15 protein-coding genes are annotated in these 12,016 nt (G+C 55.9%); 5 read left to right on the top strand and 10 right to left on the bottom strand.

The genetic code is table 11. The features are described from left to right. Positions 1 to 357 precede the first annotated feature (357 nt). The gene (locus DBIPINDM_RS43625; protein ID WP_416361781.1) at positions 358 to 585 is read right to left on the bottom strand and encodes a tetratricopeptide repeat protein; all 228 of its coding nucleotides are present in this window, start codon (positions 583 to 585) and stop codon (positions 358 to 360) included. Between the two features lie 57 nt (positions 586 to 642). Then, positions 643 to 1,008 (bottom strand): tetratricopeptide repeat protein, encoded by a 366-nt coding sequence (locus DBIPINDM_RS43620; RefSeq protein WP_416361780.1) that lies wholly within the window; start codon positions 1,006 to 1,008, stop codon positions 643 to 645. A gap of 180 nt (positions 1,009 to 1,188) precedes the next feature. Here DBIPINDM_RS43620 and DBIPINDM_RS14050 point away from each other — a divergent pair, with 180 nt between their 5' ends. After that, positions 1,189 to 1,491 (top strand): hypothetical protein, encoded by a 303-nt coding sequence (locus DBIPINDM_RS14050; protein WP_258587820.1) that lies wholly within the window; start codon positions 1,189 to 1,191, stop codon positions 1,489 to 1,491. A 78-nt stretch (positions 1,492 to 1,569) separates the two neighbouring features. Here DBIPINDM_RS14050 and DBIPINDM_RS14045 read toward each other — a convergent pair whose 3' ends face one another. The 3 genes from DBIPINDM_RS14045 to DBIPINDM_RS14035 all read right to left on the bottom strand — a co-directional run bounded on the left by DBIPINDM_RS14045 (position 1,570) and on the right by DBIPINDM_RS14035 (position 6,925). Then, positions 1,570 to 2,676 (bottom strand): toll/interleukin-1 receptor domain-containing protein, encoded by a 1,107-nt coding sequence (locus tag DBIPINDM_RS14045; protein ID WP_258587819.1) that lies wholly within the window; start codon positions 2,674 to 2,676, stop codon positions 1,570 to 1,572. Positions 2,677 to 3,038: 362 nt separating this feature from the next. Further along, on the bottom strand, positions 3,039 to 6,275 hold the full coding sequence (locus DBIPINDM_RS14040) for a TIR domain-containing protein (protein WP_258587818.1): 3,237 nt from the start codon (positions 6,273 to 6,275) through the stop codon (positions 3,039 to 3,041). An 89-nt stretch (positions 6,276 to 6,364) separates the two neighbouring features. Continuing rightward, positions 6,365 to 6,925, bottom strand: coding sequence for a murein hydrolase activator EnvC family protein (locus DBIPINDM_RS14035; RefSeq protein ID WP_258587817.1), 561 nt, complete (start codon positions 6,923 to 6,925; stop codon positions 6,365 to 6,367). A gap of 297 nt (positions 6,926 to 7,222) precedes the next feature. Between DBIPINDM_RS14035 and DBIPINDM_RS14030 the strand changes: the two genes are divergently transcribed. Together DBIPINDM_RS14030 and DBIPINDM_RS14025 are read left to right on the top strand one after the other, a co-directional pair. Then, the gene (locus tag DBIPINDM_RS14030; protein ID WP_258587816.1) at positions 7,223 to 7,906 is read left to right on the top strand and encodes a hypothetical protein; all 684 of its coding nucleotides are present in this window, start codon (positions 7,223 to 7,225) and stop codon (positions 7,904 to 7,906) included. 25 nt (positions 7,907 to 7,931) lie between these two features. Beyond that, the gene (locus DBIPINDM_RS14025; RefSeq protein WP_258587815.1) at positions 7,932 to 8,234 is read left to right on the top strand and encodes a pYEATS domain-containing protein; all 303 of its coding nucleotides are present in this window, start codon (positions 7,932 to 7,934) and stop codon (positions 8,232 to 8,234) included. Here the strand turns inward: DBIPINDM_RS14025 and DBIPINDM_RS14020 are convergent. The 4 genes from DBIPINDM_RS14020 to DBIPINDM_RS14010 all read right to left on the bottom strand — a co-directional run bounded on the left by DBIPINDM_RS14020 (position 8,204) and on the right by DBIPINDM_RS14010 (position 10,622). Further along, positions 8,204 to 8,443, bottom strand: coding sequence for a hypothetical protein (locus DBIPINDM_RS14020; RefSeq protein WP_258587814.1), 240 nt, complete (start codon positions 8,441 to 8,443; stop codon positions 8,204 to 8,206). The genes DBIPINDM_RS14025 and DBIPINDM_RS14020 overlap by 31 nt on opposite strands. After that, a complete protein-coding gene (locus DBIPINDM_RS43615) occupies positions 8,382 to 8,600 on the bottom strand; it encodes a hypothetical protein (protein WP_416361756.1) in 219 nt (72 codons plus the stop codon). The genes DBIPINDM_RS14020 and DBIPINDM_RS43615 overlap by 62 nt, the downstream gene beginning before the upstream one ends. 53 nt (positions 8,601 to 8,653) lie before the next feature. After that, positions 8,654 to 9,835 carry a patatin-like phospholipase family protein gene (locus DBIPINDM_RS14015; RefSeq protein WP_258587813.1) on the bottom strand — a complete coding sequence of 394 codons (1,182 nt, stop codon included), beginning with the start codon at positions 9,833 to 9,835 and terminating at the stop codon, positions 8,654 to 8,656. Positions 9,836 to 10,355: 520 nt separating this feature from the next. Beyond that, entirely contained in the window at positions 10,356 to 10,622 is a 267-nt protein-coding gene (locus tag DBIPINDM_RS14010; protein WP_258587812.1) for a helix-turn-helix domain-containing protein, read from the bottom strand. A gap of 200 nt (positions 10,623 to 10,822) precedes the next feature. Here DBIPINDM_RS14010 and DBIPINDM_RS14005 point away from each other — a divergent pair, with 200 nt between their 5' ends. Together DBIPINDM_RS14005 and DBIPINDM_RS14000 are read left to right on the top strand one after the other, a co-directional pair. Continuing rightward, on the top strand, positions 10,823 to 11,149 hold the full coding sequence (locus tag DBIPINDM_RS14005) for a hypothetical protein (RefSeq protein ID WP_258587811.1): 327 nt from the start codon (positions 10,823 to 10,825) through the stop codon (positions 11,147 to 11,149). Positions 11,150 to 11,322: 173 nt separating this feature from the next. Next, positions 11,323 to 11,631, top strand: a complete 309-nt coding sequence (locus tag DBIPINDM_RS14000; protein ID WP_258587810.1) for a hypothetical protein — start codon at positions 11,323 to 11,325, stop codon at positions 11,629 to 11,631. Positions 11,632 to 11,666: 35 nt separating this feature from the next. Here DBIPINDM_RS14000 and DBIPINDM_RS13995 read toward each other — a convergent pair whose 3' ends face one another. Further along, positions 11,667 to 12,014, bottom strand: a complete 348-nt coding sequence (locus DBIPINDM_RS13995; RefSeq protein ID WP_258587809.1) for a hypothetical protein — start codon at positions 12,012 to 12,014, stop codon at positions 11,667 to 11,669. Between the last annotated feature and the right edge of the window lie 2 nt (positions 12,015 to 12,016).

The raw sequence follows: 12,016 nt of genomic DNA, 5'->3' as shown, positions 1-12,016 counted from the left end.
GTAACAGACTATCCCGGACAATGGTCGCGCTACGCGGTGGAGGGCCGCAGATCATCGAGCCGGCTCAGCGGATAGCTGTTGGAGATTCGGTCATGGCGGCTTCTACGCCTGCCGTTCCACCGACGGCCTGACCACTTGGCGTCTGCTCAATTGGAAGTGACCCTGGGGTCCGGCCAATCACCAAGGTTTTTGCAGTCCCGGCGATCAAGCTCTTCCAGCGGGTAGGTAGATTCGGGACATCGCCTGGGAACCAGCGTTGACGCCAACGAATACGGAGCCAGCGTTGAAGCAAGGGCCGGTTTCTGTGCCAGACCGCTCGCGAATGCAACTTGCGCTCAGCGGCGGGCGGATGCGTCTTCACTGGTCAGGGATAGGTTCCTTGCCCTGAAGCATCGCTTCGAGCTCCAATAGCGTCGCTTTGGTTTCGCGATGGTGTAGGCCAAAGAATTTCTCCTGGATATCCAGCGCGCGCTCATAAAAAGGACGCGCTATCTGGACATCACCTTGTCTTCTATGTATTGATGCGAGGCTTATGAGACTATCCGCAGTGTTTGGACGATCTGGCCAAAGGAATTTCTTTCGAATCGCGAGTGCATGTTCAACAAGAGCACGGGCTTTGCCGAGATTTTCCTGCGCCTCATACTATGAGGCAAAATGCATATAGCAAGCTGATTTATCCGGGTTGTCATCACCAAGGCGCGCCCAGATCCACACGGCTCGCTCCAGAAGGGGTCGCGCTTCCGATAGGTATCCCATCTCCGTCAACAACACAGCGAGATTGGTAAGGCTTGCAGCTGCGTCCTGACTATTGGGCCCGCTAATCTTTTCCAGAATCGCTAGGGAGTGCTCAACCAGTTCACGAGCCCTGTGCCTATTGTTTTGATCTCGAAGAGCCATTGCGAGCTCAGTGAGTGTATAAGCAGCGCCACGACTGTTTGGCCCGGCCAAGCGCTCAACCAGTTCCAAGGCTCGCTCCAATAGCGCTTGGGCCTGTGTAGGTTCCCGCAGCCAGTGTTGTCTGTATCTAGCCAGTTTCTTCAGGACAAGTGCTGTTGCCGTAGGGCGATCCTGTGCGGATTCACCTTAAACCAACGCAAGCGCTAAAGAATACAGGCGTCGACATCGTGGCCAGACCTCTGGCTTACTGTAAGATGTGCCGCTAGCCTCTGGATACAATTTCACCATTGCTTGAAGAAGATTTCCGCTTATATCGTTCCTCAGCCGGACTGGCTGGCGCGCAGTGGCTACCTCCTTTATCAGCCGATGCAGGCGCATAGTGTCCGTAGCGATCGAAATGTCATGCTCGTCGACGATCAGTCCTCGATCCACGAGGGCAAAAGCACGCAGGGTCGCGATTGCCTTGTCGAGCGCTTCGTCCGTAAAAGCCGGTTCATCGGTCCCCTGGAGGGCTTCGGTGAGCAGGAACAGCGGAATTGGGTCGGGCGGCAGCACGGCGATGTAGTTGAGAAGCTGCCCGGCCGCCGGATCTAGATTTGTCGCCTCCTTCACGGCAAGGGCAAAAGTCTTTGCTACGGTCCGCCCATCATTGTAGTCGGATGGCGCGTGCAGTCAGCAGTTGTCCGGGCGCCTTCTGAAATCGTTTGGCGTACTCCGAAAGGGACGATCCCAGCCGCTCACAGTATGCGGCCGCCTGCTCGTGCGCGAGTGGCAATCCACCCAAAGCGTCAGCGCCTCGGCTGCGGCACGTTCGTCTGAACGGCCAGTTCTGGCAAGTAGATAGTCAGCGCCGATCTCGATCGGCCACACAGCAATTTCGACCGGCTCTGCTAACCCTCGCCAGGCATGAAAGTTCGACGTGACCAGAATCCGCACCTTGCCCCCCTTGGGCAGAAAATGTCTGAGTGCCGCCGCATCAATGGCATTGTCGTGAATGAGAAGAATGCCTCCGCCTTCATCGACAAGCCGCTCCAGAACCGTTGCCAGCACAGCCCCTTCGTGCTGCGCATCGGCAGAGATCCATCCGAGTCGTGCCCCAAGCCCAGCGAGGTCAGTGCGCATGCCTTCGGGCGTCTCTGACCTTATCCACCAGGTCGCGCGATAGTCGGCGCGCCTGCGCTCTGCGTAAGCCGCCGCCAGCGTTGTCTTGCCCACGCCGCGAAGTCCATGCAGCGCGGTAATTGCAACACGGCCCTCGTGGCGTGAAAGGCCCTGATCAATTGCCCGGAGCGCGTCACCTCGACCGAAAAAGTGTTGCGGAACACGAATAGGAACGTTGGTAAGCGCAAACACTTTGCCGAAAAAGGCCGGAGTCAGTTGGTCGCGTGGTCTCGCCATGAAATCCTTGAGACGCTGGCGCGCCGCTTCTTCTGGCACTCCGAAGAGCTCGCAGCCCGGGATGTGGTCGGAAAGGGTCGGGAGCTTGCAGGGCTTTACCGTCACGAACAGTACGAAACCAGGCCGCTTGCTCGCCGCTTGCCATAGCGCTGCGTTACGCTCCAGTGTCGAATAGGGCGCTTTTAGGTATTCATCAGAGATCACGCAGAGCACGTGGTCGGCCGCATCATGGCGCTTCACCATCCAGCCATAGATGTCTTCGCCGGCAGCGCTCTCCCACTCATGGATATGCGGCACATGACCGAGCGCTGTCAGCTCGGTGTGCAGCCATCTGGCCGAGTCGCTGTCGGAAGACGTGTAGCTGATGAAGATGTCGGCCATCGACTTAACCGTCAGCGGCTCCGTAGACAGGCCTCTGAGCCTTTGAACATGCATTCATGAAGTCTCGATTCGATCCATCACCGGGTCGCATCAGGAGCTGGCGCACTTTGTCGGAGCAGCTCATGTCGCGCAGTTTGTTCGGCAAGTGCGGCGAGATCCCGAAATCCGAGTTTGCCAGTCGATTATTCGCGCCTCGGGTGTTTTTCTGATCAATAGGCATCGCGATCAAGCTCCGTGGTTGGGACATTGTTACGCGCCTGAGCGCGGGGCCTGAAGAGTTGTGCCATCGTCGTTGCGCCGCAACCATGCGTATGATCGTCCGCATTGTGCGCTCGAAGGAATTGCTATGCTGTAGCTCTCGATTATGGCAATAGTCCCAGGTCGGCAGCGAAAGCTGTCCAGTAACCCAGTGAGAAGGGACCATTTCGTTGACAAACGTTGGCGTTATTGAATCCCGTCAAAACCGGCATCTTCAGTTCCTGCATGCGAAATGCCTGCGCGCCAATCAGTTTGCCGCGACAGACATTTTCGAGCAGCTCTTGCCCGTGAAATCTTGTGGCGTCGACGTTCCATACGCGAACGGAGCCGTCATCGGACGCCGTCAGAAGCTGGGAACCGGCAGCGTTGAACACGGCGCTTCTGACCGTGCGCGCGTGCCCTTTGAGCTGGCCAACGAGATTGCCCGAATTGACATCCCACAGTCGGACTTCATCCCGTCCGGGACCGGTCAGGTTCGTCGGATCGAAGACCGCGGTTACCACCGTTCGGCCGTCGGGACTGAAAGCAGCGTCCACCACTAGTCCGCCACGGTCGTCGTCCAATTCCACCAAAAGTGCTCCCGTAAGCGCGTTCCAGATCCCGGCAGTCTCGTTTTGGGAGACTATGGCCAAGTGTGAGCCATCTGGGCTGAATGCCGCGGCCGTCACCCAGCCGCGATTGGGAGAGAGAACGAATAAGACATTCCCGCTTCGCGCGTCCCAGATGCGGGCTGTGCCATCTACTGAAGCCGTCGCGACGCGTGTTCCGTCCGGACTAAAGACGGCGCTGCGTATTATGTCGGTATGTCCTCTGAATAGAGCGATGAGCTTGCCATCGGCTGCATCCCAGCACGCAGCCGTATTGTCAGAAGAGATCGTGACAATCCGGGATCCATCCGGACTAAAGCCTGCGTCGACTATGGGCCCGGTTTCATGAAGCAACTCCAGTAAGAGCGCACCAGTCTCACCCTGCCAGATTCGCGCGACACCATCAGCGGACGTTGTAAGAATCTGATTGTCGTTTGGGCCAAACACTGCACTGGTCACTGGGACATTTGCCGCGGTCGCAGAGCGTTCGCGGGCTTCGATCGTCAGAATGTTCTTCCCTCCCGCCACGGACACAACGCGTGCAGTGCCGTCGGGGGATCCATAAATAAATAAAGAGCCGTCGAAATTGAAGGAAGCAAAACTCTTTCTCGGACCGGCAACGCCCTTGATAGCGATAAGGAGAACGCCGGTCTGGGCATTCCAGAGGCGCACGGTATTATCGCCGGCAATCGTTAGCGCCCTGGTTCCATCCGGGCTGAAAGTGGCCGATCGGGCGCCATCTTCATGTCCGGGCATGACAGCGGCGAGTGTCACCGGTCTTGACCGCCATATCCGGGCAGTAGCATCGTCGGATGCTGTTACTACGCTTGACCCGTCCGCATTGAATGACACGTCTGTAACCATGCCAGTGTGACCCACGAGGTCCGCCACCGACGAGCCCGAAGCAACGCTCCAGACCCTTGCAGTTCCGTCTTCGGATGCTGTTGCGACGACCTCGCCACCGTACGCGAATTTTGCTTTCAGCACTGCACCGGCATGTCCCCGGAAAACCATCAAGGCCGGACCGCCTTTAACATCCCACAAGCGGGCGGTACCATCGCTGGATGCGGTGACGACACGAGTGCCATCGGGACTGAACAGGGCAGTCCGCACGGGTCCGCTGTGTCCCAGCAGCTCGGCTACAAGAACACCGGTATTTGCATCCCAGATTCGCGCAGCCTCGTCCGCTGACGCCGTCAGGACCTTCGATCCGTCGGGGCTGAATGTCACGCTGTTGGTGGTCGACCTGTTCGATACGCTTGACACGAGCTTGCCAGTTTCAACATCCCAGACACGAACGTTGAAGTCCATCAGCAACGCCATGCTGGCACAGGAGGTTACCACACGCCTACCGTCGGGGCTGAATTCTGCGTTCCAGACTTCATCCTCGTGGCTCGAAAATTCGCTGACGAGTGCACCGGTGTTTGCATCCCAAACCCGCGCTGTTTTTCCTGCGGCCGTTACAACCCGTGAGCCATCTTTGCTAAAGTGCGCTGAATGGACTGGAAAACCCTTCCCGGCTATCAGGGCCATGAACTGATGCCCTGTGATCCCATCCCATATTCTGACTGTTCCGTCGTCGGAGGCTGTCAGGATGCGCGTAGCAGTCGGGTTGAAGGAGGCGCTTCTGACCCGATCTGTGTGGCCCGATAGCACTGCGATCTGCTTGCCATTGGACGACAGCCAGATGCGCGCAGTCTGATCACCCGCGGTTACAACGAAACGCCCGTCCGGGCTAAATTCAGCACTGTTAAGATTTGAAGTGTGGCCAACAAGCTGCGATTCAAGCTGACTCTGCAATGCGCTGGATGTTATCTGCGCTTCCAGCTTGCTTGACCAGGGCATGAGCAAAGACCAGGCTCCTTTCTGCGGCGGTAGTCCAGCCACCGCGTAGCGAAGTGCTCGATCATAAAAACGATTGTTGGCAGCATCGGACGACAGCTGCAGGAAGACATTGCTTTCGCGCTGAAATGTCGATCTCGACTGCTGCAGAGTCGCGAGAATCGCTGCCGCAACAAGCAATATTACCGCTCCCAAAGCCCATGATGCTCGCCTTTGAAAGCGACGAGTTTTATCAACCTGCTGCTTCTCCAGACCGACTCTCTCGTGCTCGGCGCGACGGCTTTCAAGTATAAATGCGTGATGAAGTGCCGTTGGTTCTGGCGCGTGGCGAGGGCGCCTCAGGATCCATAGCTCGGCTTCATCCAACTCTCCACCGCGGAGCAGGCTGTCCCTCGCCTTGAGAGGGTCCGTTTCCAGATTGTCGCTCCACCGCCGGCCAAGCAGGGACAGGCGGGTGTGCTCCTTGATCCACTTGCTATCTCCCGACAGCACGTTGGTCAGGATGCCAATCTGCGATTCAAATACTGCAGAATCTTCAAACGGCAGGAGATTAAGTTCGCCAATCTGAGCCGGCAGCTGGTCGTCCTGAACGGGTTCGAGAACTATCGGAACAAGCCTCTTTGACTCCGCTGTGACCTGCGCGATTTCCCATTTGCACCAGAGGGAACCAATTGACGCCGGGCTTACTATGAAGATCACCGCGTGCGCGCGCCGGACAAAATCCAGCAGCTCGGCCTTAATCTTTTCGCCGAATGGCAAATCCCGACGATCGATTAACACTGTAAAAGCTCTCGCCTCCAGTGCCAGGACAAGCCGGTCTGCAAATGCCTGGTCGGAGCGGGAATACGATATGAAAACAGTTAGCCGGTCGCCATCGCGGGAATTTTCCTCACCCTGGAATATGCCGCTCATCTCGGAACCCCGGAGAAGGGTAATGGAAGTGCACATTGAAATGGCAGCGTAATACTAGTGCAATATCTAGCCTTTCCGGGAATCTTATCCTAAAATGAACCATATCCCAGAGCCGCTAACCGCAGGGTCGGATCATCCAGAGTGCATCCATCTTTGATTGCACCCAGGCCACCCGTCGAACTGCGTCCGGAAGGTGCTTCAAAACACTCGAAGTGGAGCTGTATCCTGTCATAAGGCGCTACAGCACGTGCATTTCCGGAAGACATTTCGCCGTTGGTCAAATCCGCCAGATATCCGATAATATCTCCAGCCTGCACGCTCTGGCCAACAGTTGCCAGGCCAGCACTCGCATTGATGGCCAAATGCGCATACAGCGTATAAAACCCATTCAGATGGTCGACGACGACCGTGTAACCATATCCAGGTTTTGCTACTGAACCGTTTGTTCGCGCATAAGCTATCTGTCCGGCCGCAGTCGCACGAACTTGGTAGATGCTCTTGTCAGCTGAGCTCTGGTTCGCGACAATGTCTATCCCTTGATGTGTTTTGCCCCCGTCACGGGACGACCCGAATGTTCCTTCCTCGCCACGGAGCAGACTCGAACCGAGAAGCGTCGGGGGGATGCTAATGACGTCATCGATGCTGGCCATTATTCTCTCCTGATGGACGACCGGGATCAGCATACTATAACGAAACGAAACGGTGAATTGCGTCTAGGCAGTATTTTAATCTGCGGACGTCGTTCACACGGTCCAAACTGGCATTCTGGATTCATCCGTCGTGGCGCCAATATTTGTTTGGCCAGGACCAGGCGGCGAATGCAGACAGTTCGTTTGCCCTAATCGAGCGATCCGGCTAAAAACACGGGCAAGGATTGTGAGACGGAAGAAAACCGGTATCCTGTAATTGCTTTCCCTCAATTGGACGAAGCATCAGAGAGAATTGAGATGCGGATTTTCGTCGCGCATGGCTTTAACGAGCGAGACAAGTGGATTCCAGACCTTGTTTATCGTCTGATTCGCTCATTCGGCGACGAGGTCGTTAGTGGCGAAATCATTGACGGAATGATCACGGAGGGTGTGAGAAACAGCATCCGCACTTCGTCCGCCCTGCTTGGATTCGCTACGCAAAGGGCCAAGGGTGCTCGGGGGATGTGGACAACCCATCGTTGGGTTCTAGATGAAATTGCGACCGCCCTTGCAGTGCCAATCCCGGCAGTCGAAATTCGTGAACAAGGTGTCGATCCCCAGGAGGGAATCGCCGGCGGTCACCAGCGCATCAGTTACGAGGAAGCCAGACGTGACGAATGTTTGGTGAGGATTGCAGAGTTTCTGCATGAATGGCACCGGGATATCAGCGTCACCTTGCAACTCATGCCTGACGAACGCGTCCAGGAGATCTGGCCGATCCATCGCAAACCCGAATTCAGATGCTTCTACAGGGTCCGCCTGAACGGAGACGAGCTTCCTCTTCAACCGGCGTCTGTAGCCCCGATCGGGCAGGGGCTCTTCGTGGAGGCCAAACGCGTTCCAAAGGATGCTCTCATACAGGTAGTGATCGAACATCAGGGGCGCAGCTGGGTCTCAGCGTATGAAAGCACAAATGCCATTGGCGTTCATCTAAGAGGATAATTGGCGTTCATCTAAGAGGTAAGAAGTGACCGTCCGCATCAGGCAGAAGAGCGAATATCAGGGAGATGACTGGTGGCGCTGGTCGGTGTGGATCGAGGGAGCTTCCAGGGAACTCGATGACATCGAAAAAGTCGTCTACACGCTGCATCCGACCTTTGCCAATCCCGTGCGTACCATTAATGACCGCGCATCCAAATTCAGCCTGCGCTCGTTTGGCTGGGGTGAATTTGACATTTTTGCGCAAGTCTTCCAACGGGACGGAAGTTCACAAAAACTGCAGCACTCTCTCGAGCTGTTTTACCCGAATAATAAACGGTCGGAGAAGTGAACGCCCGGCTTGCAGAAAGGTTGTTGTTCGGCGAGTGAGGCCGCGTTCCAGATCCAGTTCGCGTTGAAGCGACACTCAACGCTCAATTCAACCTTTGACTTATCGAACGGCATCGGTACGTTTTCGCCACGGATTGGCTTCAGGTCCTCAAGTCCATATTCTTTCTCCACCTCGACAAGATCGCATGGCAAAGCCTTGAAGATCGCCATATTCGACCGGTACCTGAAAGATCTGTGCAATCCAGTTTTTGTTATCGAAGCTCACAGTCAAGATGCGTTTGCCATCGGGCGATATCGCGACGGAATCGACGAAGCTTCTATGTTTCAACAGCTCCAAGAGAGAAGCCGCTATTGCAGCACGACACACGCGGCCTGTCCCGTCAGACGAGCCTGTGACGAGCCACCTCCTGGCACGGACACTCACTGGAAAACTGGACGGCTACGGGATTTTGCGGGGAAGCCCGCGAAATGGGCCGGACTGACCCTCAACTTCGCGACCTGCTCGCCCACTTTCTGAAGATCCGGAATCCCACTGATGGAATCGAGTTTCTGGACGGTGGCGGGATTGACATCGTTGCAGCCGAGATCATCAAGTCCGCAACGCGTCAATTCCGCATTGTATCGGAGGTAGGTGAACAGCTTCTGTGTCGTCGCCAGTGGCCCCCCGCTGCCGATCAGGTCACCGGTCTCGCGGTCTATCGGGTCCCCTGCAAGACATCTTCCGAAAACGCGGCAGAGCAGATCCTGCTCGTTCAGCGCCGCAAACATCAGTGCAGATGGAATCGTGGTCGCGTCGAACAGCAAATTCATCTGGTCAGGATTGAGACCCGTGCGCACATCAGCGCTGGTTCCAGTGCCCACCGAAACCAAGAGCATGTTGTCTGCACCAGCATTCCACCGAGCCTCGGGCTTTCGCAACCAGTACCGGTCGACCGTCGCCATTAGAAACATCTGAAAGGCGGGATTATTGTACATGGTAACGCCGCCGTCCACGAAAATGAATTGCCGGCCCGGCGCATTGTTCTGGGAGGGCAGCGAGATCACTTCGGGCGGAAAATAGCTAGGCGCGGCAGAGCTGGCCCGCACAAGCTGCCACAGCGGTAGTTGAAGATTGCAGTCCGGCCGGCCGGGGTCATTGTACTTGGCGTAGGGGTTGTTCGACAGTGGCCATGGCGAATCCGTTGAAGCGTTGCGCATCACCAGCAACAGCAAAGTCTGAAGCCTGTCGGAGCCCAATTGCGTGTCTGCCCTGAAAACACTCTTCAGCTGTCTGGCGAGCGGCTCGCTTTCAAATTTGTAGCGCAGGCGCTGCAGCAGGCTAGCCCTTTCGAACATTTGTGCGCCATTCTTCAGATAGAACTGCAACACATCGCGGACGGACATGCCAATCGATAGGCCGGCCGCGATAATGCCGCCAGTGCTGGTGCCCGCGATATAGTCGAAATAGTCCGCCAGTCGAAATTCCTCGCGACCCGATTGAGCCTTCAGTATGTCCTCGATCCTTTGCAATATCGAAAGTGCAAGCACGCCGCGGATTCCGCCGCCGTCGATCGCGAGCATCCTCTTCTGGCCCGGACTTTCGATTCTTTCGATCAGCGACATGATGACCCCCCGTGCAATTTCTATCTTTCTTTATAGCAAAAATGGTCGTGCCGCAGTCTGATTGTCTCAATCTTGATGGCATAATAGCAAGCTGTTCGTAGCCTTCGGTTTGTACCTTTCCGAGTCGAGAGCCCGGCTCAACGGTGCCTCACGGATGCAGAGGCAAGAATTTGCTATCAAAGTGCTCCTGGATCCAGTCTAGCATCAAAGGGAAGGTCGAAGTTGACAGGAGGCTTGCGATCAGCTCAGGCGCTGACTAGTCGAGAGTCAGTTGAAGCGGTTTACGAGATTAAGTGGAACCGTCTGCATTCGTTACCGCTGGGTCGCCATATGACGAACTGTTCTCAGCGCGCCTCACGGGCAAGCTAAGTGCCGTGTAACTGCCGATCTTCATCTATATGTTGAACTAACGCGTCACACTTCGACGGGCGACCGTGCCAACTTTGTCTGAAAGCCGGGCGAAGCTCGGGTGTGAAGCTAGCCACTTCATAGCGAGGCGACAGTTCCTTACCTCTCGTCGCTATCGCTCACCCCTCCTTCGGCCGGCGCGCAGAGGCTCCGGTCGCTTTTGGTCATGCGACGGCTCGACAAACAATTCAGAGATAGGGGCCTTTAAAGCGTCTGCAAGGCGCTCGAGAGTTTCGATCGTCGGGTTCTTTGTCGCACGTTCGAGATGTCCGACATAGGCGCTCTCGACTTCGGCTCGTAACGCCAACTCGTCCTGCGAAATGTTGTTTGCCACGCGCAGCCGGCGAAGGTTCCAAGCGACGAGTTGGCGAACGTCCATGGGAGGAGAAGGCCGGCGGGTCGTTCAAGAAACCACGTTCTATGACACCATGATTTAAGCTATCGGCGCTATGTTTCGTGACAGGCGCGAGCCTGTTTGCGCGACTGTATGGAGGCGGCGACTATGGTTGGATTCGATGGTGGATCTTGGTCTGGACTGGACAAGCTACGAGTGGGCGTTGGGGCGAACAACTCACTACGATGGCCCTGACACAGAGAGGTTTTGACGTTTATACACCTTGTGTCGATGACCGGGCGGTTGATCTCATAGTGCGGATCGGAAGCGATCCGGTCCAGTTTGCGGAAGTCCAGGTCAAAACGATCAGGCTGGCAAAGCCGAGTTATATTTTCATGCGCAAAAAGCATTTTGCGATCGGGCCCAATCGCTACCTGGCTCTGGTAGTGCTCCAGGAGGGGCAGGCTGATCCGGATATCTTCTTCATACCATCAATGTCCTGGGGCGAGCCGAAGGCACCATTCGTATCGCGAGATTTTGAGGGCTTCAATCCGACCCTGAATTCGGCTTAACTGTATCGAGGTCGACTTTGCAATTGCTTGAGAAATACCGATTGATGAGAGGCTCGCCTTTCGTGCCGAAGATAAGACCAGACAGTGGCAGTCCTGACCCGATCGCTGCTCGCAACTAGCCATCGGCGTGCCGAGGAACACTGACGGACACGCATAGTGGCCGTCGTGAAAATATGAGCATTCCTATTTTTATGCTGGAAATCGACAAGCTCTATTTTGATGAAATGGGTCCATCGAGACGGACATCCAATTCGGCGATTTCGAACCCATGGCGGCATGGCCGCCTGCGCCAACCTTTGGCCGTTCCACTTGTGCTCTTGCTGGGAGGCGCCGCGGGAGCCAGCTACTTCGCCAAAGATCTTTCAAATGAGGCCTTTACGGTGACTCTCTCAGGATCTGGCTGCAACATCACAGGCAACATTTCTATCGAGACCGGGGAGCACATCTATCATGTGCGCGGCCACACTATCATTCCGAAATGATCATTCGGCCTGAATTCGGAGAGCGCTGGTCCCGCTCAGATGAGGCAAGTGTGCGTTGGGGCGAACAGCTGACAACGATGGCTCTGACACAGAGAAGCTTTGACGTTTATTTGCCTGCGGTCGATGACCGTGCGGTTGATCTCGTAGTGCGGATCGAGGGCGATCCAGTGCAGTTTGCTGAAGTTCAGGTCAAAACCGTCCGACTTTCCAAGCCAAATTACGTTTTTATGCGCAAAAAGCATTTTGCAATCGGGCCCAATCGCTACCTTGCTTTGGTAGTGCTCCAGGAGGGTCAGGCTGACCCGGATATCTTCTTCATTCCATCGGTGGCCTGGTGCCAGCCACAGGCACCATTCGTATCGCGAGATTTCGAGGGACTTCAATC

Origin of the sequence: Mesorhizobium sp. AR02 (assembly GCF_024746835.1) — a bacterium.
Lineage (GTDB): Bacteria > Pseudomonadota > Alphaproteobacteria > Rhizobiales > Rhizobiaceae > Mesorhizobium.
This window is presented reverse-complemented; position numbering and strand designations above follow the sequence as displayed.

Excerpts from the sequence above, each read along its gene's own strand:
- DBIPINDM_RS14010 (WP_258587812.1), bottom strand. The coding sequence starts at position 10,622 with ATGGACGTTCGCCAACTCGTCGCTTGGAACCTTCGCCGGCTGCGCGTG.
- DBIPINDM_RS14030 (WP_258587816.1), top strand. The coding sequence starts at position 7,223 with ATGCGGATTTTCGTCGCGCATGGCTTTAACGAGCGAGACAAGTGGATT.
- DBIPINDM_RS14045 (WP_258587819.1), bottom strand. The coding sequence starts at position 2,676 with ATGGCCGACATCTTCATCAGCTACACGTCTTCCGACAGCGACTCGGCC.
- DBIPINDM_RS14040 (WP_258587818.1), bottom strand. The coding sequence starts at position 6,275 with ATGAGCGGCATATTCCAGGGTGAGGAAAATTCCCGCGATGGCGACCGG.
- DBIPINDM_RS14035 (WP_258587817.1), bottom strand. The coding sequence starts at position 6,925 with ATGGCCAGCATCGATGACGTCATTAGCATCCCCCCGACGCTTCTCGGT.
- DBIPINDM_RS14005 (WP_258587811.1), top strand. The coding sequence starts at position 10,823 with ATGGCCCTGACACAGAGAGGTTTTGACGTTTATACACCTTGTGTCGAT.
- DBIPINDM_RS14015 (WP_258587813.1), bottom strand. The coding sequence starts at position 9,835 with ATGTCGCTGATCGAAAGAATCGAAAGTCCGGGCCAGAAGAGGATGCTC.
- DBIPINDM_RS14020 (WP_258587814.1), bottom strand. The coding sequence starts at position 8,443 with ATGGCGATCTTCAAGGCTTTGCCATGCGATCTTGTCGAGGTGGAGAAA.
- DBIPINDM_RS14000 (WP_258587810.1), top strand. The coding sequence starts at position 11,323 with ATGAGCATTCCTATTTTTATGCTGGAAATCGACAAGCTCTATTTTGAT.